Origin of the sequence: Candidatus Rhabdochlamydia oedothoracis (assembly GCF_019453995.1) — a bacterium.
Lineage (GTDB): Bacteria > Chlamydiota > Chlamydiia > Chlamydiales > Rhabdochlamydiaceae > Rhabdochlamydia > Rhabdochlamydia oedothoracis.
In genome coordinates, this window is sequence record NZ_CP075588.1 from 1 (window position 1) to 26967 (window position 26967).

At 35.8% G+C, this 26967-nt stretch carries 29 protein-coding genes and 5 pseudogenes; 18 read left to right on the plus strand and 16 right to left on the minus strand.

The window, feature by feature from the left end; all coding sequences use genetic code 11:
• Positions 1-396: 396 nt before the first annotated feature.
• Positions 397-1434: an Lpg1974 family pore-forming outer membrane protein gene (locus RHABOEDO_RS10385; protein ID WP_220017915.1), complete on the minus strand. Its 1038-nt coding sequence runs from the start codon at positions 1432-1434 to the stop codon at positions 397-399.
• A 230-nt stretch (positions 1435-1664) separates the two neighbouring features.
• Between RHABOEDO_RS10385 and RHABOEDO_RS10390 the strand changes: the two genes are divergently transcribed.
• On the plus strand, positions 1665-3026 hold the full coding sequence (locus RHABOEDO_RS10390; protein WP_215217047.1) for an AAA family ATPase: 1362 nt from the start codon (positions 1665-1667) through the stop codon (positions 3024-3026).
• Positions 3023-4426 (plus strand): hypothetical protein, encoded by a 1404-nt coding sequence (locus RHABOEDO_RS10395; RefSeq protein ID WP_215217046.1) that lies wholly within the window; start codon positions 3023-3025, stop codon positions 4424-4426. Before RHABOEDO_RS10390 ends, RHABOEDO_RS10395 begins: the two co-directional genes overlap by 4 nt.
• Before the next feature lie 212 nt (positions 4427-4638).
• On the opposite strand, the gene RHABOEDO_RS10400 is transcribed toward RHABOEDO_RS10395, so the two are convergent.
• Genes RHABOEDO_RS10400 through RHABOEDO_RS10415 form a run of 4 tightly spaced genes read right to left on the minus strand, consistent with a single transcriptional unit; the run spans position 4639 to position 5824 of the window.
• A complete protein-coding gene (locus RHABOEDO_RS10400; protein ID WP_215217045.1) occupies positions 4639-4788 on the minus strand; it encodes a hypothetical protein in 150 nt (49 codons plus the stop codon).
• A complete protein-coding gene (locus RHABOEDO_RS10405; RefSeq protein WP_215217044.1) occupies positions 4785-5030 on the minus strand; it encodes a hypothetical protein in 246 nt (81 codons plus the stop codon). Before RHABOEDO_RS10405 ends, RHABOEDO_RS10400 begins: the two co-directional genes overlap by 4 nt.
• A 47-nt stretch (positions 5031-5077) precedes the next feature.
• Positions 5078-5611 (minus strand): hypothetical protein, encoded by a 534-nt coding sequence (locus RHABOEDO_RS10410; protein WP_215217043.1) that lies wholly within the window; start codon positions 5609-5611, stop codon positions 5078-5080.
• Between the two features lie 27 nt (positions 5612-5638).
• Complete coding sequence (locus RHABOEDO_RS10415) at positions 5639-5824, minus strand: hypothetical protein (RefSeq protein WP_215217042.1); 186 nt, start codon at positions 5822-5824, stop codon at positions 5639-5641.
• Between the two features lie 566 nt (positions 5825-6390).
• Here RHABOEDO_RS10415 and RHABOEDO_RS10420 point away from each other — a divergent pair.
• Positions 6391-6645, plus strand: coding sequence for a helix-turn-helix domain-containing protein (locus RHABOEDO_RS10420; protein ID WP_220017916.1), 255 nt, complete (start codon positions 6391-6393; stop codon positions 6643-6645).
• Here the strand turns inward: RHABOEDO_RS10420 and RHABOEDO_RS10425 are convergent.
• Positions 6625-6759: pseudogene (locus tag RHABOEDO_RS10425) on the minus strand (transposase); the annotation flags it as partial. The gene RHABOEDO_RS10420 and the pseudogene RHABOEDO_RS10425 sit on opposite strands and share 21 nt — an antisense overlap.
• Before the next feature lie 107 nt (positions 6760-6866).
• Here RHABOEDO_RS10425 and RHABOEDO_RS10430 point away from each other — a divergent pair.
• From RHABOEDO_RS10430 to RHABOEDO_RS10440, 3 genes are read left to right on the plus strand one after another with little or no spacing between them, the layout of a single operon-like run.
• Positions 6867-7112, plus strand: coding sequence for a hypothetical protein (locus RHABOEDO_RS10430; RefSeq protein WP_220017917.1), 246 nt, complete (start codon positions 6867-6869; stop codon positions 7110-7112).
• A gap of 55 nt (positions 7113-7167) precedes the next feature.
• On the plus strand, positions 7168-8202 hold the full coding sequence (locus RHABOEDO_RS10435) for an IS630 family transposase (RefSeq protein WP_215216421.1): 1035 nt from the start codon (positions 7168-7170) through the stop codon (positions 8200-8202).
• Between the two features lie 18 nt (positions 8203-8220).
• Entirely contained in the window at positions 8221-8736 is a 516-nt protein-coding gene (locus RHABOEDO_RS10440) for an IS30 family transposase (RefSeq protein ID WP_281069559.1), read from the plus strand.
• 617 nt (positions 8737-9353) lie between these two features.
• On the opposite strand, the gene RHABOEDO_RS10445 is transcribed toward RHABOEDO_RS10440, so the two are convergent.
• Positions 9354-9869: a transposase gene (locus RHABOEDO_RS10445; RefSeq protein WP_215216393.1), complete on the minus strand. Its 516-nt coding sequence runs from the start codon at positions 9867-9869 to the stop codon at positions 9354-9356.
• A gap of 161 nt (positions 9870-10030) precedes the next feature.
• On the opposite strand from RHABOEDO_RS10445, the gene RHABOEDO_RS10450 reads away from it, so the two are divergent.
• The 4 genes from RHABOEDO_RS10450 to RHABOEDO_RS10465 all read left to right on the plus strand — a co-directional run bounded on the left by RHABOEDO_RS10450 (position 10031) and on the right by RHABOEDO_RS10465 (position 11881).
• Complete coding sequence (locus RHABOEDO_RS10450) at positions 10031-10777, plus strand: ParA family protein (RefSeq protein ID WP_215216392.1); 747 nt, start codon at positions 10031-10033, stop codon at positions 10775-10777.
• 31 nt (positions 10778-10808) lie between these two features.
• Positions 10809-11174, plus strand: a complete 366-nt coding sequence (locus RHABOEDO_RS10455; RefSeq protein WP_220017918.1) for a hypothetical protein — start codon at positions 10809-10811, stop codon at positions 11172-11174.
• Between the two features lie 115 nt (positions 11175-11289).
• On the plus strand, positions 11290-11457 hold the full coding sequence (locus RHABOEDO_RS10460) for a DUF4277 domain-containing protein (protein ID WP_215216390.1): 168 nt from the start codon (positions 11290-11292) through the stop codon (positions 11455-11457).
• A gap of 211 nt (positions 11458-11668) precedes the next feature.
• Entirely contained in the window at positions 11669-11881 is a 213-nt protein-coding gene (locus RHABOEDO_RS10465; RefSeq protein WP_256439885.1) for a helix-turn-helix domain-containing protein, read from the plus strand.
• Between the two features lie 696 nt (positions 11882-12577).
• Here the strand turns inward: RHABOEDO_RS10465 and RHABOEDO_RS10470 are convergent.
• From RHABOEDO_RS10470 to RHABOEDO_RS10485, 4 genes and pseudogenes are all read right to left on the minus strand, one after another.
• On the minus strand, positions 12578-13519 hold the full coding sequence (locus RHABOEDO_RS10470; RefSeq protein WP_220017919.1) for a hypothetical protein: 942 nt from the start codon (positions 13517-13519) through the stop codon (positions 12578-12580).
• A 34-nt stretch (positions 13520-13553) separates the two neighbouring features.
• A pseudogene (locus tag RHABOEDO_RS10475) lies at positions 13554-13964 on the minus strand (helix-turn-helix domain-containing protein); the annotation flags it as partial.
• Between the two features lie 87 nt (positions 13965-14051).
• Complete coding sequence (locus RHABOEDO_RS10480) at positions 14052-14897, minus strand: hypothetical protein (protein WP_215216387.1); 846 nt, start codon at positions 14895-14897, stop codon at positions 14052-14054.
• Positions 14898-15514: 617 nt separating this feature from the next.
• A pseudogene (locus RHABOEDO_RS10485) lies at positions 15515-16300 on the minus strand (IS30 family transposase); the annotation flags it as partial.
• 83 nt (positions 16301-16383) lie between these two features.
• Here RHABOEDO_RS10485 and RHABOEDO_RS10490 point away from each other — a divergent pair.
• Positions 16384-16518 (plus strand): annotated as a pseudogene (locus tag RHABOEDO_RS10490) (transposase); the annotation flags it as partial.
• Here the strand turns inward: RHABOEDO_RS10490 and RHABOEDO_RS10495 are convergent.
• Positions 16498-16752 (minus strand): helix-turn-helix domain-containing protein, encoded by a 255-nt coding sequence (locus tag RHABOEDO_RS10495; protein WP_220017916.1) that lies wholly within the window; start codon positions 16750-16752, stop codon positions 16498-16500. The pseudogene RHABOEDO_RS10490 and the gene RHABOEDO_RS10495 overlap by 21 nt on opposite strands.
• A gap of 142 nt (positions 16753-16894) precedes the next feature.
• On the opposite strand from RHABOEDO_RS10495, the gene RHABOEDO_RS10500 reads away from it, so the two are divergent.
• From RHABOEDO_RS10500 to RHABOEDO_RS10520, 5 genes are all read left to right on the plus strand, one after another.
• Positions 16895-17443 (plus strand): hypothetical protein, encoded by a 549-nt coding sequence (locus RHABOEDO_RS10500; protein WP_220017920.1) that lies wholly within the window; start codon positions 16895-16897, stop codon positions 17441-17443.
• Between the two features lie 297 nt (positions 17444-17740).
• Positions 17741-17908: a hypothetical protein gene (locus RHABOEDO_RS10505; protein WP_215217748.1), complete on the plus strand. Its 168-nt coding sequence runs from the start codon at positions 17741-17743 to the stop codon at positions 17906-17908.
• A 1093-nt stretch (positions 17909-19001) separates the two neighbouring features.
• On the plus strand, positions 19002-19370 hold the full coding sequence (locus tag RHABOEDO_RS10510) for an IS630 transposase-related protein (RefSeq protein ID WP_220017641.1): 369 nt from the start codon (positions 19002-19004) through the stop codon (positions 19368-19370).
• 5 nt (positions 19371-19375) lie between these two features.
• Entirely contained in the window at positions 19376-19861 is a 486-nt protein-coding gene (locus tag RHABOEDO_RS10515; RefSeq protein WP_245397625.1) for an IS630 family transposase, read from the plus strand.
• Positions 19862-20264: 403 nt separating this feature from the next.
• Positions 20265-21338 (plus strand): ATP-binding protein, encoded by a 1074-nt coding sequence (locus tag RHABOEDO_RS10520; RefSeq protein WP_245397626.1) that lies wholly within the window; start codon positions 20265-20267, stop codon positions 21336-21338.
• Between the two features lie 45 nt (positions 21339-21383).
• On the opposite strand, the gene RHABOEDO_RS10525 is transcribed toward RHABOEDO_RS10520, so the two are convergent.
• Both RHABOEDO_RS10525 and RHABOEDO_RS10530 read right to left on the minus strand, forming a co-directional pair.
• Positions 21384-21596: a helix-turn-helix domain-containing protein gene (locus RHABOEDO_RS10525; protein WP_215217581.1), complete on the minus strand. Its 213-nt coding sequence runs from the start codon at positions 21594-21596 to the stop codon at positions 21384-21386.
• 291 nt (positions 21597-21887) lie between these two features.
• Positions 21888-22058 carry a hypothetical protein gene (locus RHABOEDO_RS10530; protein ID WP_215217582.1) on the minus strand — a complete coding sequence of 57 codons (171 nt, stop codon included), beginning with the start codon at positions 22056-22058 and terminating at the stop codon, positions 21888-21890.
• Between the two features lie 414 nt (positions 22059-22472).
• Between RHABOEDO_RS10530 and RHABOEDO_RS10535 the strand changes: the two genes are divergently transcribed.
• Together RHABOEDO_RS10535 and RHABOEDO_RS10540 are read left to right on the plus strand one after the other, a co-directional pair.
• Complete coding sequence (locus tag RHABOEDO_RS10535; protein WP_215217583.1) at positions 22473-23492, plus strand: tyrosine-type recombinase/integrase; 1020 nt, start codon at positions 22473-22475, stop codon at positions 23490-23492.
• Between the two features lie 106 nt (positions 23493-23598).
• Positions 23599-23727: pseudogene (locus RHABOEDO_RS10540) on the plus strand (helix-turn-helix domain-containing protein); the annotation flags it as partial.
• Here RHABOEDO_RS10540 and RHABOEDO_RS10545 read toward each other — a convergent pair.
• Together RHABOEDO_RS10545 and RHABOEDO_RS10550 are read right to left on the minus strand one after the other, a co-directional pair.
• Entirely contained in the window at positions 23706-23846 is a 141-nt protein-coding gene (locus RHABOEDO_RS10545; protein WP_215217584.1) for a hypothetical protein, read from the minus strand. The pseudogene RHABOEDO_RS10540 and the gene RHABOEDO_RS10545 sit on opposite strands and share 22 nt — an antisense overlap.
• Before the next feature lie 56 nt (positions 23847-23902).
• Positions 23903-26512, minus strand: coding sequence for a M60 family metallopeptidase (locus tag RHABOEDO_RS10550; protein WP_220017909.1), 2610 nt, complete (start codon positions 26510-26512; stop codon positions 23903-23905).
• Between the last annotated feature and the right edge of the window lie 455 nt (positions 26513-26967).

Below are 26967 nucleotides of genomic sequence, written 5' to 3' on the forward strand. Positions count from 1 at the left end.
ATATCTACATATATTTTATATTAAAGTATTACAAATAAACAAAACAATAACTGGTTGTAATATTAAATAATGATAAGGGGATTATGAAAATTGAAATGCTTAAAACAAGAAAAATGGATGTCCTTTAATCTTAAGATAAGCGTTCGATAAAACGTCTTAAAAAAAGTATTTTTAGGAGATTTGAGTAATAAATGACTGGTTAGAATAAGCGCTTTACTTAACTCTAAAAGGAGCAAATTTATTTTGCTCTTTTTAGATTTCCCTACTTTGATTTCAAATTAAGAATTGCATAACTGGGTTTTTTTGAAAAAACTGCTCTATCTTGCAAGAAGATGTTATCTTTTGTATAAAAATGTTAATATATTCAAACTCTTAATTTGAATGTAAACGGGTATACTAGAAACTTAGAGAAAACCTGACGAAAGGTCCATGTAGAGTAAGGTCTGATCCCTCTGAAGGAGAAGCTAGCGTGCTAAACCAGTTCATACGCATTTGACGCGACCAAATTTGTGTTTCCCATCCCAAGGTCAACTCTAGTTCAGAACTGCGTGAAGTGCACCACCATTTTGAAAGTGCTATTTGTAATAGCATAGAGGAAAAAAGGCGTAATTTGTGATCTTTTAAAGATATCTGTGTAGAAGATGAAGAACAACCAAGCAAATCTCCATAATCGGTATGCCCTTTAAAAGAACCTAATAAACAGGAAAATCCACCTCTTGCAAAGAGACTAATCCGATAAGGGAAAACCATCCTAAATTCGGCTCCTAATTCTGGACCGACACCTGATACTCGACTTATCCCTTTTACACTTTGAGGAGGTCTAAGCGAGGTTCTAGGTTTAAAAAATGTGTAATGCACATCAACCTTTTGTTTGATGGTACATCCTTGAACCCCGAAAAAAGGCTCTATGATAAAAGATTTACCGATCATTAACCCTTTTTTGAATAAGACATCGAATATTTGCATTTTCAATTCCCATTTACCAGAAAGATGGGACACTTGTTGGTTCACTGGAGAAAAATAGGTAGGAGCAACTAAATTCGCAAAAATGTTCCCGGTTGGATCATCAGAGGTAACTCTCGAAGGATCTGCTCGAAAATAGGTACAAGAACCACTTAGCAACCAATAGTCATAAGTAGGAATGTTAAGAGTTACTCGAATTCCAGGATTATAGCTGAAATCTTGTTCAATATCATGAGACGGTGGTGGAATCAAACGAAAGTTGGTTTCTCCATATTTAAGCGTATCTTCTATTGCTCTAAAGAGTAAGTAATCAACGACTATGTTTTGTTGTGTTTCTGGGTTTTTTACGAGTAATACATCGCAACACTCTTCTAAATGTCCATGGAACTCCCCTGCATTCGTCATTATAGGAATAGCACACAGATTAAGTATAAAATATTTCAAATGCTTATAGAGAAATAATGACTGCAACTTTTTTTCCTTTACGATTCAATATAGTTAGTTTGTTTGCATAAGCTGCTTTATTGACTATTATCGGTCAAGCATCCACTTGCTAAAGAAAATGGAATTGTATTTGTCATTGAGCACCGTTATATTTATACTTAATAGAAACATATGTATAAAAAAAATACAACAATGTATTAAAAAAATCACTTAACACGTTAAATGAACACGTTTGTATACACTTAAGAGAGCAATAAATGACACGCCAATCCTATTTAATTTTATTGCCACATGGAAGAAATTTGCGCCCCTTGCAAGACAAATTTTACGAAATAGGTGGGTTCTATAACGGAATTGGTTACGTGTTTCCTTTTCAAAAAGAACAAACCCTCAAGCAAATTATTAAACATCTTCCGGATATTAAAATTCGAAAAATCGATTTAGAAGACGATCATACCTTTGATTCTATCCGACAAGCTCACAATGCTTCTTATTTTAGAGACAAACTATTCACATTAGATCATAAGATCTTATCCATTATTCATACCTATCAACTCGATGAATTATCAGAGATTAGCGTGGAAAGTTTACAACTACCGCCGGAGCAAAAAACGCAGTTTCTAGAGCTTATCCAAGAAAAAGAAAAATTGAAGAGAGCTTTAGAATGGGCTGAGGGTATGGAAAAAACACTATCTTCCCAAAAATTGATTTCTTTTCAAATGAAATTCATTAGCGAACAATCCGTTAATTTTCTCTTAAAAGAAGCCCCGAAAATGCCTCGACTAATCAACTATATGGAAGGATCATATGTCAAAGCTTTTATTAGAAAAGGAATCGTTGGAATGTTAGTGGGATCAGGCGGTGTTGGAAAAACGCATGCTCTAGCACAACTCGCTATTTCTATAACGACAGGAATACCCTGGCTTGGAAAATATCCAGTTGAAAAAACAGGCTATGTTTTCATGGGAATGGGAGAAAATTCAGAAGAAGACATCCATCGGTTACTCAGGAAGACGGTAAAAAAACTGTTTCGAGAACAGACTTCTTTTTTTGATAAAAACCCTCTTTTAGAAGCCAGTACAAGACTAGCGGTGGCTTCTTTCAACGGATTAGATTCTTCTTTTATTTACAAAGGAAAGCCGACGCAGGCTTACGAACTATTGTTACAAGAACTAAAAGAAAAAGAACCGAAAGAGGGATGGTCTTGTATTATTTTAGATCCCATATCCCGATTTTTAGGAGCAGATGCTGAAACAGACAACGCTTCAGCTACGCGATTTATTGCTCTTTTAGAAAGACTAACACTCGAACTTGAAGGTCATCCAACCGTTTTATTCGGTCACCACATGAGCAAAAACGCTCAGGCAGCTCGAAATACAGACCAGGGAGCGGCAAGAGGTTCTAGCGCCATTACAGACGGGGTGAGGTGGCAAGCTAATTTAGAAAAGATACGTAAAACGCTTAACTCTGAAGAAGAGGAGTATGAATTGGATCAAATTATCCTGCGCTATGTTAAATCTAACTTCACTGCTATTTTACCCTCTTTAAGATTAAAAAAAGATGAAGATGGAATTTTATTTGCTCAAGATCCAAACCAATCAATCTTTAAAAAAAGATGAAAGAAAAAACACAACCCTCTAAAGAAGTTGTAATGGACTCTTGTTCTGCGGATAAAGACTTCTTTCCAGAAGAAGATTGGGGGAATATCAATGCAGAACAAGTCTTGAGTTTCACAACAGAAGATGTAAAAACCCTTCGTCAATTCCCTTTTATTGATCAAGCCCTTGTTGAAGATTTTTTTAAAAAATTAAAAAAACCTCAAGAGAGAGATTTAAAATGGAAAGACTTTCTTAAATCAAACCCATCTAAAAAACAAAAAGAAGAATGGTTAGAGAAAAACGCTAAATGCAAATCTATTGAAGAATCGATTAAAGAGCTTAACTTTCTAAAGTACATCACTGAAAACCGCACACAAATTATTCAATGGTTAGAAAGCGAAGAAAAAAGTAATACCTTTAAAAAATCAGGTCATCTCGTCGATCAACAGCTCAAATATCTCAAATCTACAGAAGACCCACTACACATCTTTTCACTTATTGAAAATATAGAACTGAAAAATAACATCACACAAAATAAAGAAATACAAGAACAAACCATTCAAGTAGGAATTCACCTTACCGCAGCTGAAGACCGTCTTGTAAACGCTCTTTGTCGATTATTACATGAAAAAAGTCAAATATTCAATCCTAGTCAATCTAATTACTATACGGGGAACTCCTCTTATACGATTGCTGATTACGGGAAAAAAGAAGAAAAGATACCTAGTTTGATATTAGAGCCTCATGAACTTTATCAAGCTTATTTAGAAAAAGTGGACTTTAGCGGAAAAGAAATAAGTAACATAGAGGATATCCTTGAAAAAGCACAAAATGCAAGGCACTTGATTATCTACGAGTGGAGAACGAAAAATAAGACAGGTAGAATCGTAGTAGATCGCATAGAACAATATCAACCTTTATTCCTGGTTGATCGTATCTTTTCAAGCATGAGTGAAGAGGAAGCTGATTTAGTCGCACACGGTGATACTGAAGTAAGAAGAAAGAAGGGGAAGTTTTTAATTAAATTCAATCCTTTATTTATTCATCAAATCGAATCGAAATACGTTTTATATCCTAAAGATATTCACCAACGCATGGCCAAAGCAGCGGGTGGAGACCCTAGAAAAGTTACCTCCGCCATGAATTCATTAAGAGATTTTTGTCTAAGAGCTTTAAGCAATAAACAAAAAAAAATAGAGCTTAATCAAGACACGCTTCCTCTTCTGTTAAAGCTAGAAAATTACATCAAATCCGGACGTAAAAAAGAAATTCTTAAAAAAGTTACAGATTCTTTTCAGGTTTGCAAAAACATTGGTCTAATCGACAGATGGGAAGAAAAAGCAGGTACAAATAATCAAACAAAATATGTCATCTATCTCAATCCTGGATTCCTGGGAAACAATTATACTCAAATATCTTAAGAAATAAGATTTACAGGTTGGGAAATACATAGATTTTTTCCAAATACTTAATTATAATCGCATCCATGTGTCGTTTAGAGAGCATTCTTATTAAAAAACAAATTTTTATAAATTCTTAATTTCAAACAGGGAAATTATCAAGCTGCGGTTAGAAGCTTTCAAGAAGCAGAGAAAACAGGTACTGATCCCAAACAATAAAACCCATTTGTGTATTATCCAGTTGGTCTCAATAATCTTGGCAATTTAGCAACTGCCGTTAAGAACTCACGAGAATCTTCGATTTCTTCGTCTGAAATTTCCTCTATATTTAATAAAGCCGTCCCTATTTCGCTATCGATTCGATTTCTTTCTCTTTGAGTCATCGAGTAGAGACAGCTGCTCCTTTAGCAGCCCCTACCAGCTGACCTTTATAGGCTGCATCAGCAACTCTAGCCGATACTTCTGCTCTTTGTGGAGAGTTGTACTGATAATTTTCAAAATTGAGGTTCTCTATTTCTTCTCGTTCTTTATCTGTTAACGCAAGACAAGTATCTCCAATGAGTAAATCTTGTTGGTCTGTTCGCACTCCTTCGGGAAGGCAAGTTCTTATTGTTTGTAAAATCATTTAAACTAAGCTCCTTTAAGATCGATATTTTTTAAAAAAATAGATGGCTATCGCTGTGATGACAAATATTGATACATAGCGTGGCATAAAAAAAAACAGCTAGCAGCCGTAGCAACAGCAGCAGAAACTTCGTATTTATCTCGCTTCCCAAAAATCTTTTCGACTTTTTCTGATGGAGTCAACTTATCCCACTCCTTTCTATGTTGAGCAAGCGCAGCTTTGTTGTGGCCATTGATGATCCAAAGATCAATATGTCTTGTGTCTAGATATTTTGGTTCTTTTCGATACAGATCGTGGAGCTCTTGTTTGCAGAAAGAAAGGACGAGCCACTCTTCCTCATTTTCTTGTTCGTTTTGGGGATTGTATCTCCGATCTGCATATTCCTTGGCTTTGGCTTTGCGAAATTCAGGATCGCTGTAGAGCTCTATATATTTTTTCTCTAGTCGAGTTCCCCAGCTCATTAAATCCCATTCTGAATAACCCAAAACCTCTTGCTTGATTTCTGCAAAAGGCCTGGGCTTATCTGCAAAAACTATTCTCTTTGTTCGCTCATAATCTGCATCTGCAAACTCTCTTGGCATATTGAGCGGTAGGTTAATCCAGGCGGATTAGAATCGATAACCCATGCGATCAGCTATTGCACACATACGCTCTTTTAGGGGGACAGGTTGACTTGAAGACTCCACTTGATCTTCTTCATTCCCTCCGTTAGGGGGGACTACTTGCCCTTCTTCAAAATCTATCTCGGGATAGAAAGAAAAACTTGTAGATGGTGTGGCGGGGGAAATACTCATAAAGGTCCTCTTAAGCGTGAAATAAAAAATCCTGTAGTAAAGATGCAGGTTGCTATTGTTTTTCGAGGAATGATAAAAAAAGCATCAAGTTAAAGTAAAGATTTTTCTGTCATAGATTTCTCAAAGGAACGAAATTCAGCGACTGTGGGCCATGTACTGTATACGAAGATAGAGGAAATATTACTTATGTACTTCGTGAATACGATCCTCAATGGAAGGATTCATTCATTCTTCATCTATTATGATGCATTTTTTGAAATTACCAGACCCAAGAAAGACGCGCAATCAACTATGATAGCCTTCATGATATTATCAGCACATCTATGCATCATGTCGTAAAGATTATTTATTAGATCTGGTAGGTGCAAAGGAAATTCTTCATGCGTAAGCCCTGCCTGATGAAAAGGGATAGATACAGTTTTATGCTAAAGATGGCTTATCAGGAGGCGTAAGAGTAAGTTTAGGAGAAAGCCTTACTTTCTCTTTAGATTTAGAAAGTCTTTTCAAGTTTGAAGTGCACAGAAGAATTAAAAAAAGAATAGGCAGGCGATGAAAGAATCTCTATTGTGATTTTTAACAATCAAACACAAGGAGAGACCTTGCCTAAAGGCTACCATCACCTAACCTATGACCAAAGATGTCAGATTTATATTTTAAAAGCTAGAGGAGATACATCTAGCTCAATAGCAAACATTCTAAAAGTTCATCATAGCACTATTAGTAGGGAACTTAAGAGAAATAAAGGGCAACGAGGATACCGTCATCAGCAAGCTCAAGAAAAAGCATTTCTTAGAGCCTGTTTAAAATCTTTTCAAAAGTAGAGCAATAAAAAGAACCACCATATTCAGGCTTGTATGTAGTTTTCTTTCGCAATTTTTCCATAGCCTGCAGCATTTTTCTATCCACGCAAAAGAACGCTCTACAACCCATCTTCTAAGGCGGGCCATAATTTACTTCCAAAGGTTTTATGAAAACTATCATTATGCCTTACTGAGAAGATTTTAAACAGGCTCTTAGAAAAAATTCTCAGCCCAATAAAAAAATGACTCCTCAAATAGTTACCCGTATTGAAGAAAAAATCAAGTTGCAATGGAGCCCTATACAAATATCCGGATGGCTTAAAAGACATGGTAAAGAACATGTTAGTCATGAGACCATCTATAATCATATCTGGAAAGATAAACGACAGGGAGGACAGCTTTATAGAGAGCTCCGTCATCGAGGGAAAAAATATAACAAGCAGAGAAAGGGAGCTTCTGGAAGAGGGAACATGCCTGGTCGTATATAGTGGTTCCGATTCAATCGTATAGAAAAATATTTTGTTTTGTGTTAAGCTATTGAGTATGAAAAAACTGATCCCTAGCCAGAGAGCTGACTTAGAACACAAGTTAAAGCATCCAAAAGACTATTCTGAACGGAATAGGCTTTGTGTAATTTTGGGCTATGATGAGGGTATCTCAACAAAAAATCTTGCTAAAACACTCCGGATAAGCCCTATCACTGTTCAGAAATACCTCAGAGAATATGATTCCGAAAATAAAACTGGAAGTAGCCCTCGAGGCGGTAGCAAATCAAAACTTTCACAAGACCAAAAAGAGTCTCTACTAAAACACCTACAGGAAAAGACCTATCTTAAAGTCAAAGGGATCATAGCTTATGTGCATGAGCAATATGGGATAAAATATTCCCGAAGTGGCATGACAGATTGGCTCATACAGCACGGATTTGTTTATAAACGTCCTAAAAAGATTCCTGGGAAATTAGATCCTGAAAAACAACGAATTTTCATAGAACAATATAGGGCTTTAAAGGAGACCTTAAACCCTGATGAAGAGATCTATTTCATAGATGCTGTGCATCCTGAACATCAGTCCCAAGCCGTATGTGGATGGATCAAAAAAGGCGTTCAAAAGACTTTGCAGACATCCGGGAAACAATTGCGATTGCATTTTGCTGGAGCTCTTTGCCTGACAGGAATGAAGATTTTTACAGAGGAATATAAGACAGTTGATGCCGATGCAATGCTCGATTTTTTCAAGAAGCTAGAAAAACAGACAGAGGCTCGAATTATTCATGTAATTTTGGATAATGCAAGATCAAACAAAAATAAGAAACTAGAAGAGTTTCTGATGTCTTCTAGGATTAAAGTGCACTATCTCCCTCCTTATTCGCCGAATTTGAATCCTATTGAACGCTTGTGGAAGATCTTAAAGGAAAAGAAGGTATACAATCGATATTACGAAACGTCGGTGACTTTTTTTCAGGCAATTAGAGGATTCTTCTTAGAAGAGATACCGAAAATAACAGATATTTTGAAATGTAGGATAAACGACAAGTTTCAAGTCGTTGACTTAAATCCCATTAAGCTAGCCGTTTGAATCGGCACTAGTATAGATATTAAGCAACGGCCTTGTATTGTAGAAAAAAAGACTCGTTTAGGAGACTGGGAACTAGATACAGTCATAGGGGCAGGACATAAAGGCGTAATTGTATCAATGGTAGAAAGAACTTCCAAGCTAACTAAGCTCGCCAAAGTTTCTCATAAAACTGCAGAGGAAGTAAGTCAAGCGTTAATTGAACAACTTAAACCTATCAAAGATTTTGTACACACATTAACAGCAGACAACGGAAAAGAATTTGCCTATCACCAAATGGTTAGTTTCGAGCTAGAGACAGACTTCTACTTTGCAACGCCCTACCATTCTTGGGAAAGAGGCTTAAATGAGCATACAAACGGACTAGTTAGGCAATATTTTCCTAAAACACAAAGCTTTTTAGATACGACTTCCAAGGATATAGAAAGGGTGGAAACTTTACTAAATAACAGACCTAGAAAGGCTCTCAACTTCGAAACTCCACTAGAAGTGTTTACGAGATTATCTACAAACATGCTATGCTCGGGTGCACAATAGATGTTTTTTCAAGTATTTATATGTTCTTTTTTGTGCACTTCAAGGTTGAAAGGGCCCAACAAATGAAGAAACAATTATGTAGGGGAAGTATTTACCAAACCTGTTTATCCTGCTTCTCTTTTTGCTTGGCATTATAATAGAAAACAAGAAAACCCATAAAGCCTGTCATAGGCATTATTTGCCTTCGAGACACCTAGTCACACTACCAAACACTTGAAACAAGCGCAGAAGCTGTTTAAACGCGTAAATTGCACGTTTTTGGATTTGTTAACATAAGCTATTTGCTTTTGAGGTATTTATAACCACTCTTTCTCTTTTTTTAGGGTAGGAGCTATTTGGTTGCCGTAATAAACGGCAACTAAAAGCCCTTACCCTTCTTATAATACTCTTATAAGAGTCTTATAATATCTACCGCCTGCTTTTTACCTATGAAAGTTCTGCATCGTAGTACGGTAATTCTGCATCGTAGTACGGTAAATTGGCCTTTTTTCTGCATCGTAGTACGGTAACTCTGCATCGTAGTACGGTTGTAGTTTCCCCTTTTTCTCCGAAATTTGTAATTAAATATAAATTATCTGCTGAGTTTGTTTCGAGTGTGAACCTATCTTGAATTAAATTTACTGTTTTAAAGATACTTGCCGACTTAAGAAATTCATCCAATATCCCAGTAGTCCAAACATTAATAGTCCGTTCCAATATATTGCCTTTCTTTCCCAGCGCACTGTAAGACGACGGAAGCATGTCTTTAACCAAGAAATCGTTCTCTCAACGACCCAACGTTGCTTTTCAAGGTAGCAAATGCCTTTTATCTTATATCCCTTAGTGTTTCTTTTCCGAGCTATCAGAGGAAAAACCTCATGGGAAAGAACATCGATACGTGTTTGCTCTGAGTCATAACCTTTATCTGCTTCAAGTATGGGTACTTTTCCCTGATTCCATGCTTTTTTAATGAAGGGAATGACTTTCCTAAGCAGAGGGATCACTTGTTTTTTCTCATCCCCGGATGCTGATGTAAAAGTGATTGCAAGAGGCTTTCCTGATTTTTCTACCAGTAAATGCGATGTCACGCCTTTACCTTTGTAGCCATAATCAACTTGCTCTCCTCCTCCGCGTCCGCTGGAAAAAAAAACCATCTACAGAGAGTCTCTGGGCATCAATATGGAATTCAGACTCAGGTAGGAATTTATTCGGCTAGATCGTTTTTTTCTCTAACAACTTGGGAAAAACCCATAACATCTTGCATATTATATTGCCTTATTGTTACTTTTAGGAAAAATAAAGCAATAAGGCAATAATGAGAAAAATCTGCATAGCCCTTTCTAAGGGAGGAGTTGCTAAAAGCTCAACAGCTGTTTCTGTCTCTCATGGGATTGCTTTATCTGGGAAAAAAGTGCTTTTAATTGACACAGATGATCAAGGGCAAGATGCATTTTTGCTAGGAGTAAAACCAAAGTACGGTTTAGCAGATGTACTTAATGAACGAGTTAGTGTCGAACAAGCCCTGTTCCAAGCAAGAGAGGGACTTTGGGTTTTATCTGGCGGCAGAGGGTTATCCGGTGTAAAGCGTGCGATAGGCCGGAAAGATTTTAGCTCTGAACAAGCGCTTTCCGAATCCCTTTATTCTATCGAAGGAAGGTTTGACTTTGTGATCGTTGACACCTCTCCAAGTTGGGATACGCTTACAATCAATGCTTTGTTCTACTGCTTGGAAGTCCTTACCCCTGTTAGCTTAGAGGTGCTTACTCTTAACAGTTTGGTCGAATTCGCAGAAAGATTAAAAAGCGTTCAAAAGTTCAACAAAAAACTGCAACATACTTACTTACTGCCTACTTTCTGGGATCGTCGTGTGAAGAAGTCTTCCGAGGTTTTAGAGCAACTGAAAAAATACTATTCCGAACAAATCTGCGAGCCGGTTAAATATTCAGTGCGGATATCAGAGGCAGCTGGTTTTGGTAAAACAATTTACGAATACGCCCCTTCCTCTTCAGGAGCAAAGGACTATCAAAAAACAGTAGAAAGGATACTCAACTATGGGCGATAGACTAGAAACTCCCGATATCATGAGCTCTCTCATGTCTGAACCTAATAAGCAAGAAAGCAATAAAATAATAAAACAAGAAAAACCATCAAAAAATAAAGCAATAAAAACATCTAGCAATAAAGCTGTTTTAAAACAAATGTTATTTGCTGGAATAGATAAAGACACAGCTATTTTAGAAGAACCTAAAGAAAAGGCTACTTTTAACCTGTCGGTTAGAACACTTCGGGATTTAGAAGATAAATGGATGGAAATTAGACGCCTTTCTGGAAGCAAACAAATTTCTAAAACTCTCATTGTCGAAAAAGCCATAGAAATGGCTTTAGCTGAATTTGACCTGAAAAAACAAATAGGCAAGTTTTATTGCAAGCTGGTTGGCAATAAAACCAACTTCTCTTAATTCCAGTTGATATCAACAGAAGAGATCTTTTCTTATTAGAAAACAATATAGCAATAAAACTTGATGGGCTTAAATTTTTTTTACAGTAAATAAGATTTAAAGAAGATGTTGTCTTTTGTATAAAATTGACAATCGTCTGCCATCAGGCCCTCAAAGGAAAGTTAGTCCAGGAATAGCAGCGGTGGCTATGATCATCAATGGTCTGGGCTTTACGAATAGAACATTGTATTTAGCTCATCAATTTTTTGCATCCAAGCCAATAGATAAGGCTCCCAGGAGTTGACCTTAAGGCCAAAGACAGTACCGATCATGCGCTAGGCTGTGCTCTCGATAATATTGCAGAAAAAAGTCATTTCTATGGGCTAATTCCAAAAAAGTGCCCTAGGGGGGTGGGAATGTAGGCCCTTAAATGCCGGTTCTTTTTTTGAGCTATTTATAATAATAAATATTTTATTTGACAAAGGAGCGAATAGGAAACTAGTATATAGATACTTATGAATAGTCACCACTTAGACATATCTAGAAAAGTTGTTACTTTACCTGAAGCTGCTATTATGCTAGGCATGAGTCCTTTAACAATTAGACGCGCTATTAAAAGTGGGAAGATTAAAGCTGTGCAAATCAGCCCTAAAGGAAGATATCGCATCTTAATTGAAGAATTAAATGGATTCATTCAGAGAAATTCTCAAATGACTGCTGTGGGATAGAAAATTTAAAACAACAAAGCAATAAAGTGTGTTTTATTGTTTTAAGAAATTAATCTATTGATTTAGAGCAGCAATCGAAAATCTTTTAACCAGATAATGAGACAAGAATCCACTTTTAAAACCAACTATGATTTCTTAAAAATCTCTTTTTGAAAAATCATCTGCTAGTAAATCAGGATCTGTTTTTTCTAAACCTTCATGGATCATTTTCCCTTGTTCATTTAACACACAGATAAAAGTTCTTTTCATTGATACATCTCGTTCCAATATAACAATTCATGGGTTGCTCCTAATTTTTTTTGCTCTTTTTCCGTTTAAGGAGTAACCCCTTCTTTGTGTGCAATTATGGCATGTCTATTGATCATTCAAAACTCGATAATTTATCTACTTCTAGTACAGGCACTTCAAATTCATCATTTTTAGCAACAATCCCTGCATGCAAGCTCTCCGGTAAAGACCGAAGAGTCTTCTTCCTACATCTTAGTAGCTATTGCAATTCCTCGTAAATTTTTGGAGAGGTTTGATGATATTTCTTGCGAAACACGTTTCAAAAAAAAGAGATTTCTCTCAATACAGGTAACGAGACATTATGAATAAGCTTGCATAAGTTGCGTCAATGGTCAATACGGTATACTAGTTTGATTTAAAATTAAGAATTGCATAATTAGGTTTTTTTGAAAAGATTTTAAACAAGCTCTAAGGAGATGGTTCGATTAATAACCAAGACACAACGGAAGTATCCCCGATTGCTGAAGAAGAAATAGTGAAACTCACACCAGCTGTTCTTGCGATTACAGACAAAATACCAGGTCCTCCACTGGGTATATTACTGCAAAGAAAAATCTCGGTATTTGCAGTAACGGTATTATTGAATACCGTTACAACAGATGGGGATAATAAAATAGAAACTAATGTAGCTCTTCCCATCCGAGCGTTCGTTCCTTCTTTAATCAATAACCCCGAACCCTCATTAGAAATAGCGACGCCTGAAGTTGATGCAGCTGTATTTATTACCTGAGCAATCGTGCTGGTTTTCGTGGTTCCACTTCTTGTGGCTTGAAAAGATATGGATGCGCCATTGTCCGTATCTGACCAGTCTTCAGTGGTGACAAAAAGGACTGCAGCTTTAGATGTTGTTGTAAATCCTTTACCCGTGTATCCATTTCCTCCAATGAAGCCCAAAGTGCTTCTAGTTAGGTTAGCCGTAGGAGTTGAAGCTGTTCCTCTGGCTGAGCGCAAGATCAGTGAGGTACCATTGCTTCCTACTGATCCTACGTAAGATGTGAAGTATATATTGCACTCGGTATTTGCAGTTGGCATCACAAATTCAGCAGTAGAATTGCTTAAGGTTTGATTTGCAGTTCCCAATCCTAAAAAGCCGCCAATTGTTACACCGTTTGTAGGGGCCGCTATTCCTGCAAAGATTCCAAAAGCGGCTGATCCATTACAATCTAGGGTATTAGTGCCTAGGAAATTGTTGCTGTTTCCAAGGGTTAGGGATTGTATATTAGAAGAGGCTGGTAGATTTAATGCGTTTGCTATTTTTCCCATTTGAGTGTTTATGTTACTTATTATAAATTTTTCTTGGAAAACCCCTCTGCTCGCAAGAGGCTCTTTAAAAATTTTTCTTGCTTGCAATAGAATGCAGATTACTTTCTAATGATTACCCAAAGATCAAGTGATCTTGAGCTGCTTTTGCTTCTAACGCCTTTAGTCTCTTCTTACATGTTTCTAGATCATGCCTTAGCCATATCGATCTGACCCCTCCAGGAGAAACAAGAATTCCCTTCTTTTTCATCTCATTGGAAACTCGGAGCTGTCCATATGCAGGTTTTTCTATAGCAAATGCAACTACGCTAGTTTCTATTTTTTCTTCCACTCTATTTTTAGGGCAGGGTTTCCTTCTAGAGATTTCTTGTAATGCGGCTTCTCCGCCTTTTTCATAAAGCTCTTTGTATGTATAAAAGCTTTCTCTTGAATATCCCATGTGCTTACATGCTTGAGATACATTTCCTAGCGTTTTTGCTAATTTTAAAAGACCTAGTTTATTTTTTATCACTTTTCTCTCTATTGCTATATTCATAAATTACCACTTTGGTAGTTGCTTATGCAACTACGGCATCACGCCGCAGTTGCCTAAATTGTCAAATTAAGTCTTGTCTATTACAAGTTATACAACCATAATGTTTCCAACACTAGTTATGATATTCCATATGGTGCTGGTTCCGGCTACTACACAAACCGCACAAATGGAATCTAGCTGGCTTGTTGCAGTAAGAGACCCTACTAATCCTGCTGTTGTACTTTTAGATCCAAAATATATCTGCTGAGAATCATTTTGTTTAATCTGCCAACCTGCTGTACCTGCGTGTCCATTTCCTGTTATGTAAAACATATCCCCTATGTTTGCTGTATCAGGTAAGGTAAAGACAACCTGTGCTACGTTATTTGCAATATAGCCTATATTGGGAGCAATCGTCTTTTTTGTTTCTGAGACGTTTACCCAGGTAAGCCCTGCCCCTGCAGAAACTGTTAAAGTGACCGTTCCCCCCAAAGAAACAGGGCTGCCGGTTACAGTAACGCCGTTTCCTGTAATTGTAATAGGGGGTGCTGTTAAGGTAAGTGAGTTGGCTCCTGGGGTTTGTGTCAATCCCCCTAATAAGGTAAGTGTTGTAAAAGCAGGTGCTTCACCTGTTGCTCCAATTAGCAACTGGCCATTTGTCCCAGCAGGTACAGATGTAGTTGGATTGGTACCATTCCCAAGAAGAAGTCCGTTTTCAGTTAAAGTAGTGTTGCCCGTGCCTCCATTTTCTACGGCTAAGGGAACGCCACCTAAATTATTTATATTGATATTTGCCGTGTTAACTTCAAAGTTAGGTGCAGCTGAAACGCCATTGGGATTGGTAATGGTAACAGTGTTTCCTGTGGAGGTAAGTGTGCGACCAAAAAAGGTTCCTGTTCCATTATAGGCAACAATTCCTAACTGACTTAAATTTATGGCATTATTTGTTGGCATGAGCTTACTTTTGTTATATGTTTTTTTATGTAATTTTAAATGCGTTTACACATCTAATTTTCGATTAATGTTTTGAGATAAATTCTTGATTTAACAAAAAAGTCTGTGTTTCTAATATTTTATTTGTAAACAATTCATCTTCCTACGAGTAGATACTACTTTTATCCGTAACCACTAGCCGCCTCTTTGGAAGAGCTACTTAACTTTTTTATTTTTATTTGAGGAGGATACTTGGATAGTATGATGGATTCAAAAAAATTATATCTATAATAATTTATGGAAATAGGTAAATCTTTGAAAATTTAAAAGAAGTATCCAATAAATGTTGAATACTTCTTAAAAGAATGCCTATAAAAGATAAGTTTTTAATAATTATTTTATATAATAAGTATATTTGAACTTTAAGGGCTTACTAATAGAATTCTTGTCTAAGAGCCTGTTTAAAATCTTTTCAAAAGTAGAGCAATAAAAGCAAGAACCAGCATAACAAATTGCTTATGAAGGATCTTATGTTGATTTTTAAAGATAGGATTTTATAAAAAAAAAGTGTTTTTTATTATTGGCCCTTTCAACCTTGAAGTGCACAAAAAAGAACATATAAATACTTGAAAAAACATCTATTGTGCACCCGAGCATAGCATGTTTGTAGATAATCTCGTAAACACTTCTAGTGGAGTTTCGAAGTTGAGAGCCTTTCTAGGTCTGTTATTTAGTAAAGTTTCCACCCTTTCTATATCCTTGGAAGTCGTATCTAAAAAGCTTTGTGTTTTAGGAAAATATTGCCTAACTAGTCCGTTTGTATGCTCATTTAAGCCTCTTTCCCAAGAATGGTAGGGCGTTGCAAAGTAGAAGTCTGTCTCTAGCTCGAAACTAACCATTTGGTGATAGGCAAATTCTTTTCCGTTGTCTGCTGTTAATGTGTGTACAAAATCTTTGATAGGTTTAAGTTGTTCAATTAACGCTTGACTTACTTCCTCTGCAGTTTTATGAGAAACTTTGGCGAGCTTAGTTAGCTTGGAAGTTCTTTCTACCATTGATACAATTACGCCTTTATGTCCTGCCCCTATGACTGTATCTAGTTCCCAGTCTCCTAAACGAGTCTTTTTTTCTACAATACAAGGCCGTTGCTTAATATCTATACGACCAGGCATGTTCCCTCTTCCAGAAGCTCCCTTTCTCTGCTTGTTATATTTTTTCCCTCGATGACGGAGCTCTCTATAAAGCTGTCCTCCCTGTCGTTTATCTTTCCAGATATGATTATAGATGGTCTCATGACTAACATGTTCTTTACCATGTCTTTTAAGCCATCCGGATATTTGTATAGGGCTCCATTGCAACTTGATTTTTTCTTCAATACGGGTAACTATTTGAGGAGTCATTTTTTTATTGGGCTGAGAATTTTTTCTAAGAGCCTGTTTAAAATCTTCTCAGTAAGGCATAATGATAGTTTTCATAAAACCTTTGGAAGTAAATTATGGCCCGCCTTAGAAGATGGGTTGTAGAGCGTTCTTTTGCGTGGATAGAAAAATGCTGCAGGCTATGGAAAAATTGCGAAAGAAAACTACATACAAGCCTGAATATGGTGGTTCTTTTTATTGCTCTACTTTTGAAAAGATTTTAAACAGGCTCTAAGAAATGCTTTTTCTTGAGCTTGCTGATGACGGTATCCTCGTTGCCCTTTATTTCTCTTAAGTTCCCTACTAATAGTGCTATGATGAACTTTTAGAATGTTTGCTATTGAGCTAGATGTATCTCCTCTAGCTTTTAAAATATAAATCTGACATCTTTGGTCATAGGTTAGGTGATGGTAGCCTTTAGGCAAGGTCTCTCCTTGTGTTTGATTGTTAAAAATCACAATAGAGATTCTTTCATCGCCTGCCTATTCTTTTTTTAATTCTTCTGTGCACTTCAAACTTGAAAAGACTATTCATAATAAAAGACATTAGAAAAAAATATAAGGTGGATTTAAGTCAATGATAAGACAAGAAAAAAAACAGATGATTCGTACACAGAATCCCAGATTAGTAGGGTGTGATAGAAAAGGAAATTTTCATGGGATGCATGTTTTTATACCCCCTCATTCACGGACTTATGTAACAAACCAAAGCTACACAACAGGAGCGCCTAAACTTCAAGAAGACACAAGACAACTAGATCCCCCTAAGCATGAAAAAGATGAATTTTGTGAATATACAACAAGCATCAAGCCTGCTGCCATTTTATCGATACATCCTTCCATAGCAAAAGCATGGACAACATTCTCAGGGGTAACAGGTGAAGTCTATGAGGGATTTAACGTAATGTCTGTTCATAAAAAAGATACAGGCTCTTATCTGATTTCTTTCATTATTCCTATGTCAAGTACGAACTATGTCCCCGTAGTGATAGCAGAAGGATTTAATGTTCAAGCAGCTCCCACTTTGCTAAAGACTCATACACTAGAAGTAGGAACCAAGTTCATTGAAGGAAATGCCAATCTAACTTCTTACGATAGTCACACTATACACGTAGTAATTTTTGGAAGTTTGCATTCCTCTTGCGTGTAGTAAAAATCGAAGTTAGTATAATGGTTTTTAAGATAGACATTCCCTTTTGCTAAGGATTTTTTCGAGATTCGAAAACGCAAGAAATTTCTGTTTCTTTAGAAACATATACTAGTTTGATTTCAAATTAAGAATTGCATAATTAGGTTTTTTTGAAAAAACTACTCTATCTTTCAAGAAGATGTTATTTTTTATATAAAAAATGTTTATGAATTCAAACTCTTAATTTGAATGCAAACGAGTATATGCATCATAAGAAATATCATCGAGTCTCTTCAAAAAAAATTACGGAGGATTAAAATGCGTGATAAAAAAACCAGAATGTCAATAGATGTTTCAGAAAAGGAACATAAAAAAATCAAAATGCATGTAGCAAAACTAGGAATGTCCATTCGGAAATTTGTCACAGATTGTATCCAGGAAAAAATTTTTCAAAAGACAGACAAACAAAAATCTGATGATTTGTAGTAAGCATATTTCAGAAAAAAATAAGAAAGACTCATTTATAAAACTCACATGACTCAAATAAAAAAACCACATGAGGGAAAATCATGCGGTTTTTCTTTTGTAATACTTAGCAGTATCTCTATTTTTCTCCAGCTCGGACTGGGAGAGAACAAGAACCAGTTATTGCGACTGAAAGAATTGCAAAAACTTGTTGTGGGCTATTGCCTTGATCTATCAATAATTGCGCTTGTAACAATAAAGTATTTAGTAAAGGAAGAGTGCCTAAAGGCACGATATTCAATAATCCTAATACTGTGTTTAGTATACCTAGAGGTACCATATTCTTATCCGTGGTTATTATATTAAAGTTATATTTACACTGAGTTTATTTCAGTTAGAAGGAACATTTTTTTTTATTTTTGTATGAGTTTCATCAGTATCTCTTTAGGAAACGTATCTAACAGATGTAATAGTGCATTTAGTACATCTATCAGCATTGCTTAATTCCTTCTTTTCACAATTAATGACTAACATCAATCAACTGACTTGAAAACAAGTAGAGAATATCATTTTAGGTTTCAATTAGACAGAAAATTATTATAATTAACGATTAATTTCATCTTACATTGTTAAAGAGTATATTTATTGATATTAAATAGTATAAATCACTCTTTATAAGTTAAAAACAAATCACCAACGAAGATTGAAGAACAATTCCACGAAATTGTGATTTTTGATTTTCAAACAAACATTCCAAGATCACAAGAGCAGAGACTTTGAACTTCTTGCATAACCCCCTATTTTAAAACTTTCATTCTAATGCTTAAAACAAGCTTAGAAGCTATTTAAACGCGTAAATTGCACGTTTTTGGGTTTGGTAACATAAGCTGTTTGCTTTTGAGACTTTATAACCGCCTTTTCTCTTTCTTTTGGGTAGGAGCTATCTACCGCCTGCTTTCGCCTGCTTTTTACCTATGAAAGTTCTGCATCGTATTACGGTTGTACGTTTCCCCTTTTTCTCCGAAATTTGTAATTAAATATAAATTATAGTTATTTAAAATATTATTGATAAAGTTGTATATTTTTCTCCAACAAAATATATGGAGGTAGAGAAATGCCTAAACCTTATTCAATGGATCTAAGAAAACGAGTGCTTCAATACCTAGAAGAAAATAACGACAAAATGAAGGCCAGCCAGCTATTTCAAGTTGGGATTGCAACTGTCTACCGATGGGTAAAGCGTAAGAAACAAAGAGGAAACGTAGAACCTCTAAAAAAGAAAAGCACTTATAAGAAAATTGATGATCAGAGATTAATCGCTTATGTAGAAAAAAACCCCGGTCATTTTTTATCAGAGATTGCAAAGCATTTTGGTTTGACTTTGCAAGCAATCTTTTACGCTTTGAAAAGACTCAAGATCACAAGAAAAAAAAGATTGCGTTTTATAAGGAAAGGAATGCGGAAGCAAGAGCGGAATATCTAAAAAAGATAGAAGCAATTTCTCCTGAAAAAAGGGTCTATTTGGATCAGAGCGGAATCAGTCAATATGTGCATAGGCAATATGCGAGGAGCGCGAGGGGAAAACAAATATTTGGAGGAATTTCAGGAAAACGATTTGGTAGACAGAGTGTAATTTCGGCACTACAAGGGAAGAAATTGCTGGCACCGATGTGTTTTGAAGGAACTTGCCATACGGATCTATTTAATGTATGGCTAAAACAGGAATTGATTCCAAATTTGACTCATGGCCAAGTTTTGATTCTCGATAACGCGAGCTTTCATAAATCAAAGACAACTAGAACATTGATAGAGGAAAGTGGATACGAAATGCTCTTTCTCCCGCCTTATTCACCGGACTTAAATCCTATCGAAAAATATTGGGCCAATATGAAAACGAAAATCCGAGAACTTTTACCTACTGTAGCTAATTTATCCGAAGCCTTAGATCAAGCTGTTTTATCAATGTCGATTTAAATAACTATATCTGCTGAGTTTGTTTCGGGTGTTTAAAAATCTTGATGGTGGTGATTTATATCAAGGCGGTCTTTGAAAGGCTATCGCAAAACAGCAAGATTTAAAGCGATTATAGCAATGTATACTAGTTTGATTTCAAAAGGCAAAAAAATAGGTTTTATATGGACGAAAAATGCAGGCAGCAAATTGGGATGCCAATCCTTGTGGATAACGAAAGACAAATCGTCTTAACAAATTCAAAAAATCTTTCCAAATAAGTGTTATCCAATAAAAAATTACAACAAAATCTAACTATTATGCAAAGAAATGCAAAATAGTCTTGGCTTTTTTGCAACACCCTGCATAATAGTCATACATGGAGCGGTTTCAACAACAAAGTATTTTACGCGATCTTCAAAAAAAAATGGTTATTTTGTCAGGCCCTAGACAGGCTGGTAAAACAACTTTAGCCAAGGCTATCTCAAAGCAATTTACTTCCTCGATGTATTTAAACTATGACAGCTATGAAGACCGAAGAATCTTTTTAAAAGAAGCTTGGTTACCCTCTGTTGAACTTCTCATTTTCGATGAAATCCATAAAATGCCCAAATGGAAGAATTACCTGAAAGGAGTTTACGATACAAAGCCTGAGCATCAAAAAATTTTAGTGACAGGAAGCGCTCGTCTAGAAGTTTTTAAACAAGTAGGAGATTCTCTTGCTGGGCGTTACTTTCTTCATCGTCTTATGCCTCTTTCTCCTGCTGAATGTGAAAAGGTTCATGTCAATTATACAATCGATCGCTTTTTAGAAAGAGGAGGGTTTCCTGAACCTTTTTTGACTCAAGATTTAATGGATACAGATCGATGGCGTCTCCAATATATCGATAGTTTATTAAGAGAAGATGTTCTTGATTTTGAAAATATTCAAAACTTAAACGCTATTCGCCTAGTTTTTGAGCTATTAAGAGAAAGAGTGGGATCTCCTGTTTCTTATAGTTCTATCGCTCAAGATGCCGCGATCTCTCCCAATACAGTAAAAAAATATATTCAAATTTTAGAAGCTCTTTACATCGTGTTTCGTGTAACACCATTTTCACGTAATATTGCTCGCAGCTTATTGAAAGAGCCTAAAATTTACTTTTTTGACATCGGCCTTGTTAAAGGGGGCTCGGGATCTCGCTTTGAGAACTTAGTGGGATTTTGCCTTTTGAAACATGCATTAGCAAAAGCTGATTACCAAGCTAAAATAGTTTCGCTGCATTATCTGCTTACAAAAGAAAAAAAAGAAGTGGATTTTGTATTAGCTCAAGATAATCAGATGGAAAAGCTCATTGAAGTAAAATACTCAGACCATTTAATAAATCCAAGTCTTCGTTACTTTCATGAAAAATATCAGACGCCATCTGTTCAAGTTGTCAAAGAACTAAAAAGAGAATGGGTTGAAAATCAAATAGAAGTTGTTCAGGGTGTTAATTTTTTAAAATCGTTATATTTGTAATATAGAAAGTTCTGTATTGCAATAAAGATTGCTTTATTGCTTCTTCTATCCCATATCGGTTATTTGAGAATTTCTCTGAATGAATCCATTTAATTCTTCAATTAAGATGCGATATCTTCCTTTAGGACTGATTTGCATAGCCTTAATCTTCCCACTTTTAATAGCGCGTCTAATTGTTAAAGAACTCATGCCTAGCATAACAGCCGCTTCAGGTAAAGTAACAACTTTTCTAGATGTGTCTAAGAGGTGACTATTCATAAGTATCTATATACTAGTTTCCTATTCGCTCCTTTGTCAAATAAAATATTTATTATTTTTTTTTCAAAAAAGAGCGATTGTAAGTAGTCTAAAATTTGCTTTCTTCAATTTGTTGTGATACAGGGCAAAGAGCTCCCCACATCACTCATGCATTTTTTAAATCCAAAGCCAGATGTTACTAAATCACACTTTATCCCAGGGGCATAAGCCAAAAAACAACTAGTAACACCTGACAAAATGGTAATAATGATTGAAAAGAAAAGCATTAACCAAAAAAACCCAGAAGGTTTTTTATGGAAGCCTTTCTTCATATTTTTCTTCTTCTCGATCACGAATAGCACTGGCAACCTCAACAACTGTATTCATAATTTGCAGGCCATGATATCTCAAAGCAGCATCACAAATATTTGTTAATGATTTTTCCATTTTCTCATCTACTTCAAGCACTTTTGTTTTAGTCATTTTATCCTCAAAACCGGTTTAAAAATCACGAAAATAATAACAAAAAAAATAAAAACTAAAACATTTTATTTTATCTTTTTACGGAAAACCAATGATCTTGTATCTAAAAGCATCTGTTTTTTAATAAAAGACTAATCTTTTGCAAGCTACCTTCTTTAAATCTTTACGTACGAATTTGCAGAAAAAATACAAAAGCCTAATTGATGCCAAGTACTTAATAAGTAAATATTAGCTTATTTATTAAATGGCTTTATTGTGTCCATAATTAGTCTTATGGACACATAAGAGCGCAACAAGCTTTTTAAGTAAAAAAAAAGAAAACACTATACACATTAAGTGAAAATACATAATTTAAAGATCGAAGATGATCTTCTTTGAGTAGGATGTCTTTTGTTAAGTCTTAAAAGCAAAAATATGAATGCAGAAATAATAGAATTAGAAGAAAAACACAAACTTAACTACAAACAAGTTATTGAAATTAAAAATGAAAGGCTTTGGCAAGCCCTTTCTAGAGTTAATCTTCGCACTGCAATTATTGAGTGGATTGAGACAATTACCAACCCTTGCACCAAAAGTTCTTATACAACTTCAATGAAAGAATTATTGGAAAGAGGTTTTTTGAACCCAAATTGGAGTTTGCAAATGTTTGGGGTTCTATCTACAAATGCGATTGTCGATCAAATTAAAACCCAAACAATCTACATAAAAAATAAAATAACCGAAGAAACAAAACAGGAATGGTCAACACGAACTAAAGAAGCTCGCATTAGTTGTTTATTAGCTTTTACAAGATATCTATCAAGAAAAACAGAAGGGATTATAGCCAAAGCAACACCCAATAGAACCGGATTAGAGAAAACCTTTAGCCCACCATCTAAAAAAGTAAAAACAGAATCCTTGAATAGAGCACAACTCTATCGATTTTTAGAAGAACTAGAGCAAATCAACCCAAGAGACGCATTAATTGCGAAGTTGTGCTTACATGGGGCAAAAAGAATTAATGAAGTGCTCTCTTTAGAGGTTTATCGTATTGATTTCGAAAAAAGACAGATCTTATTTAAGCAATCCAAAAGTAAATTAACAGATGATTTTACGATTATCAATTTTGAGAAAGAAGGAGCCCAGGTTTTGCTTCAGAAATTAAAAGATTACATACAAGCAAGAAAGGGTCTTGTCTTTCTTACAAGAAATAATAAAGGAGTAAAGAAAACTCAAGTAGATCGAAATTTTTCAAAAGCAGGAAAGAACGCACAAATCCCCTTTCGAGTAAGTGCCCATAATTTAAGAACTACCGCTATTACTCTTTGGAAAGAAGATGGATTTAGCGATTCTTTAATTATGAAAGCAAGCGGCCATTCTAGCAGTGAAATGGTTCATCGATACGATAGAACAGATATTGCTGATAACGTAACCAGTAAATCTTATCTGTTGTAAAACTTTAAAAGTAAGGTGGTATTAAATCTGTTAAAATTGTACTAGTTGAGATTTAATCTGACTTTGTTTAGATAAAAAGTAAAACAAACTTGGAGTAAATACGAACATATCACAGAAAATCATAAAACCTAAACTGGGATTGCTTCAGCTAACAAAACAATTGGGTTCCGTTTCAGAAGCTTGTAAAGCTATGGAATACAGCAGAGATTCCTCTTATCGTTTTAAAAGCCTGTTTAAAATCTTTTCAAACTTATATAAAGAACGCTCTACAACCCATCTTCTAGGAATGACTGTAAAAGAATGAATTGCATTTCTTTTGGCTATTTCTACTATACATCCTAATATTTCCTGCACGTTCTTTCTCAATCTTCCTGGTATCTGTATAACCTACATAGCCTGTGTTTGGTTTCTCAATAGACTCCAGAGCCTGTATTGGTTCCTGCATCGCTTTTATAGACTGTGGTGATTCCTTCAGGCTCTTCAGAGACCTTAATTGTTCCTTGAGAATCTTGATAGAATGTAAAGGTTTTTCCAGAGCGTTTATAAACTATATTGGTTGTTCCACCGCGTTTATCGACTGTGAGGGTTACCCCAGATCCTGGCATTGTTCCTTGAGAGCGTTTATAGTCTGATCTGATTCCTTCAGGTTCTTCATAGACTATGAGGTCTCCATCAGAGTATTCATAGACTTTGATGGTTCTTCCAGAGCGTGTATAGGCTATAGCGGTTCTTTCATAGCTTTTATCGACTATGATGGTTCCCTCGGATCCTCCATAGCCTGTATCTGTACCTGTGGTGGTTCCTCCGTGGTCTCCCGTACCTGAGCCTGTATCTGTGGTGGTTCCTGCATCGCTTTTATAGACTGTAGTGATTCCTTCAGGCTCTTCATAAACTTTGATGGTTTCAGAGTCTTCATAGACTTTGATGGTTTTTCCAGAGCGTTTATAAACTATATTGGTTGTTCCACCGCGTTTATCGACTGTGATGGTTCCCCCAGATCCTGGCATTGTTCCTTGAGAGGGGTTATAGTCTGATCTGATTCCTTCAGGTTCTTCATAGACTATGAGGTCTCCATCAGAGTATTCATAGACTTTGATGGTTTTTCCAGAGCGTTTATAGGCTATAGCGGTTCTTTCATAGCTTTTATCGACTATGATGGTTCCCTCGGATCCTCCATAGCCTGTATCTGTACCTGATCCTCCTATGACCACCTTGTCATCTAAGGGTGAAGGTAGTTTCATCGCTCCAATTGCATCTCGAACATTCTGGCTATAGCCTAAACCCCAAAGATCAAAAAACTCCCTCAAATCTCGACCTGATGCGCGACTTGCATTTAATACAAACCAGTCTTTATCCTTCTGATTCGTATCGAATAGATTTCCACTATCTCCGTAATTCCAAGCTTCTCTGTAAGCTTTGCCGAGCTTGGCGTAAAAATCATCTCCATAACTAAACAACAACTGCAAAAACATTAATAGCCGTATTGACTCATTGTCTACATGCGCTGGCTTTCTGTTCTTTAGGTCCCTATAATCAAGAGATTTAGACGACATAGCATCAAAACCACCGAAAAGAACAGAAGAATCAACCTTAGCATTGATAAAATTCGGCACTGATTTTGGATCCCACAATCTATTATTTCCATACTTTGGATCATCGAGTTTAAAACGGGCACGGTCGCTAAGATCATAACCTTGAAATTTATCTTTTTTCCCTTTAAAAAGACCCTCAGCCACCATTTCATAAATGTTGACAGTAACTTCTACTTCAGTTCCCCAAGACCATCCCATGGTATGTGTATGGCCTAACTCATGCCAATCAACATACTCAGTTCTTGATATATTTCTTGTTTTTGGATTATTACACAAAGCTACTAAACTATTAGATATAAAGCCACAAAGTTCAAAAGTTATAACTTGTAAATTTTGCGTTGGAAAATGGAGGGCTTTTGAACTGTCAAAGCCATTCAATTTGTCATAAGTTGTACTGATAAGCAAATATTCTGATAGCAATTTACCGACATTTAGAGGAAGTTTTTTAGCTACATCTCCTGAAATATATATTTTATGGCGGCCATTCATCATCATCAATTGATTAAGTGAGTTAGAAGGTTGACTGATGTTTTCTCGCCACTCTTTTTGCGAATTTAGGCCAAAAACAAAGATGGGAACTTTCTTCGTTTCATTCTTAGGTACAGCTGTAATCTTAATCCTTTTTCCCCAACTTTTCATATCTCGGTTTTTATTTATACAGGCTAGCATAAGTGGGCCTGCTCTTGTAGCTGTATAAATAACCGTTTGATGCTCGACTAATGCCATCGGGTTTGATTTCCTATAACCAGATGAATAGGAAGTTCCTGTAGCAGCAAAACAATTTGTTTGAGAGTTATCAAGAGCATCCACTGTAATAGCAATTTCATCTCCAGACTTCATGAAAATATCCGTGGAGAAATAATTCGTTCGGTGGTTATAAAGATCAAAGGCCATACGGATTTTAGGATTGATATTGTAATCTGGATCAATTTTATCTGTCCCTCCATCCTCTGTTACCGGAATGAAATAGCGATTATTTTCTCTATCGAAATACGTTTCCAGGTTGCGTTTTAACCAATAAAGCGGGTCATTGGGGTTGTTTGATCGGTTTATAGCGGCTGTGGGATCTTTATCTAAAAGCTCTGGCGTCAAATTAAACTGACTTAAAGCTTCTTTAAATCCCTGACGGTTTTTATAAGAAGCCCACCAATAAGCTTCTAGATCTTGTGACCGTAAGTTTATTGTTTTGTCAGAAGACTGCTTTTCTTCGATGAATTGGGACTCATAGCGTTGTATACTTTCATTTGAAGTGGCTACATGTGTAGTAGTTGAAAATTCCTCATATTCCGATTCTTCATATTCTGACTGTCTGTTTAGATAATTTTTGAAAAATTCACGGTCGTCTATAACAAAATTATCTCTATTGACGGAGTTAGCTCTATCTTCCTCTATCCATGTTGATTCATAGATTTTATTTTCGCTAGGCATACATCTATACGCTTTTTAAGTTGATAAAAGAAATGTAAAAAATAGGTTTTATTTTATAACTAGCTCTATACCTTAATTAAGGTGAATCTGCGTATAGAGCCAGATTATGTAATTAAACTAAATTAATCTCGAAGTCCATATTTATTATTACTCCGCCATCTGAAAGATCCGATTGCACTTTAGATGCATTTACTTAGCACCTCATGCTCTCCTCATTATAAAGCAATAAGGCAATAATGAGAAAAATCTGCATAGCTCTTTCTAAGGGAGAAATCGATAGCTATTGACTTAGTTTTCGCAGAGAATCTCTTTTCTCGTTTTACTTAAACTAAAAATTTTGATTCATATATTTTATATTGTGTATCGTATTGACCATTGACGCAACTTATGCAAGCTTATTCATAATAGATTTCTTTCATAACCCCTTATTTTAAATCTTTCATTTATAGATTCCT

Coding starts and splice junctions, on each gene's coding strand:
- RHABOEDO_RS10390 (WP_215217047.1), top strand. CDS start 1,665: ATGACACGCCAATCCTATTTAATTTTATTGCCACATGGAAGAAATTTG.
- RHABOEDO_RS10395 (WP_215217046.1), top strand. CDS start 3,023: ATGAAAGAAAAAACACAACCCTCTAAAGAAGTTGTAATGGACTCTTGT.
- RHABOEDO_RS10400 (WP_215217045.1), bottom strand. CDS start 4,788: ATGACTCAAAGAGAAAGAAATCGAATCGATAGCGAAATAGGGACGGCT.
- RHABOEDO_RS10405 (WP_215217044.1), bottom strand. CDS start 5,030: ATGATTTTACAAACAATAAGAACTTGCCTTCCCGAAGGAGTGCGAACA.
- RHABOEDO_RS10410 (WP_215217043.1), bottom strand. CDS start 5,611: ATGCCAAGAGAGTTTGCAGATGCAGATTATGAGCGAACAAAGAGAATA.
- RHABOEDO_RS10415 (WP_215217042.1), bottom strand. CDS start 5,824: ATGAGTATTTCCCCCGCCACACCATCTACAAGTTTTTCTTTCTATCCC.
- RHABOEDO_RS10430 (WP_220017917.1), top strand. CDS start 6,867: ATGACTCCTCAAATAGTTACCCGTATTGAAGAAAAAATCAAGTTGCAA.
- RHABOEDO_RS10435 (WP_215216421.1), top strand. CDS start 7,168: ATGAAAAAACTGATCCCTAGCCAGAGAGCTGACTTAGAACACAAGTTA.
- RHABOEDO_RS10445 (WP_215216393.1), bottom strand. CDS start 9,869: ATGGTTTTTTTTTCCAGCGGACGCGGAGGAGGAGAGCAAGTTGATTAT.
- RHABOEDO_RS10450 (WP_215216392.1), top strand. CDS start 10,031: ATGAGAAAAATCTGCATAGCCCTTTCTAAGGGAGGAGTTGCTAAAAGC.
- RHABOEDO_RS10455 (WP_220017918.1), top strand. CDS start 10,809: ATGTCTGAACCTAATAAGCAAGAAAGCAATAAAATAATAAAACAAGAA.
- RHABOEDO_RS10465 (WP_256439885.1), top strand. CDS start 11,669: ATGAATAGTCACCACTTAGACATATCTAGAAAAGTTGTTACTTTACCT.
- RHABOEDO_RS10480 (WP_215216387.1), bottom strand. CDS start 14,897: ATGCCAACAAATAATGCCATAAATTTAAGTCAGTTAGGAATTGTTGCC.
- RHABOEDO_RS10500 (WP_220017920.1), top strand. CDS start 16,895: ATGATTCGTACACAGAATCCCAGATTAGTAGGGTGTGATAGAAAAGGA.
- RHABOEDO_RS10505 (WP_215217748.1), top strand. CDS start 17,741: ATGCGTGATAAAAAAACCAGAATGTCAATAGATGTTTCAGAAAAGGAA.
- RHABOEDO_RS10510 (WP_220017641.1), top strand. CDS start 19,002: ATGCCTAAACCTTATTCAATGGATCTAAGAAAACGAGTGCTTCAATAC.
- RHABOEDO_RS10520 (WP_245397626.1), top strand. CDS start 20,265: ATGGTTATTTTGTCAGGCCCTAGACAGGCTGGTAAAACAACTTTAGCC.
- RHABOEDO_RS10525 (WP_215217581.1), bottom strand. CDS start 21,596: ATGAATAGTCACCTCTTAGACACATCTAGAAAAGTTGTTACTTTACCT.
- RHABOEDO_RS10530 (WP_215217582.1), bottom strand. CDS start 22,058: ATGACTAAAACAAAAGTGCTTGAAGTAGATGAGAAAATGGAAAAATCA.
- RHABOEDO_RS10535 (WP_215217583.1), top strand. CDS start 22,473: ATGAATGCAGAAATAATAGAATTAGAAGAAAAACACAAACTTAACTAC.
- RHABOEDO_RS10550 (WP_220017909.1), bottom strand. CDS start 26,512: ATGCCTAGCGAAAATAAAATCTATGAATCAACATGGATAGAGGAAGAT.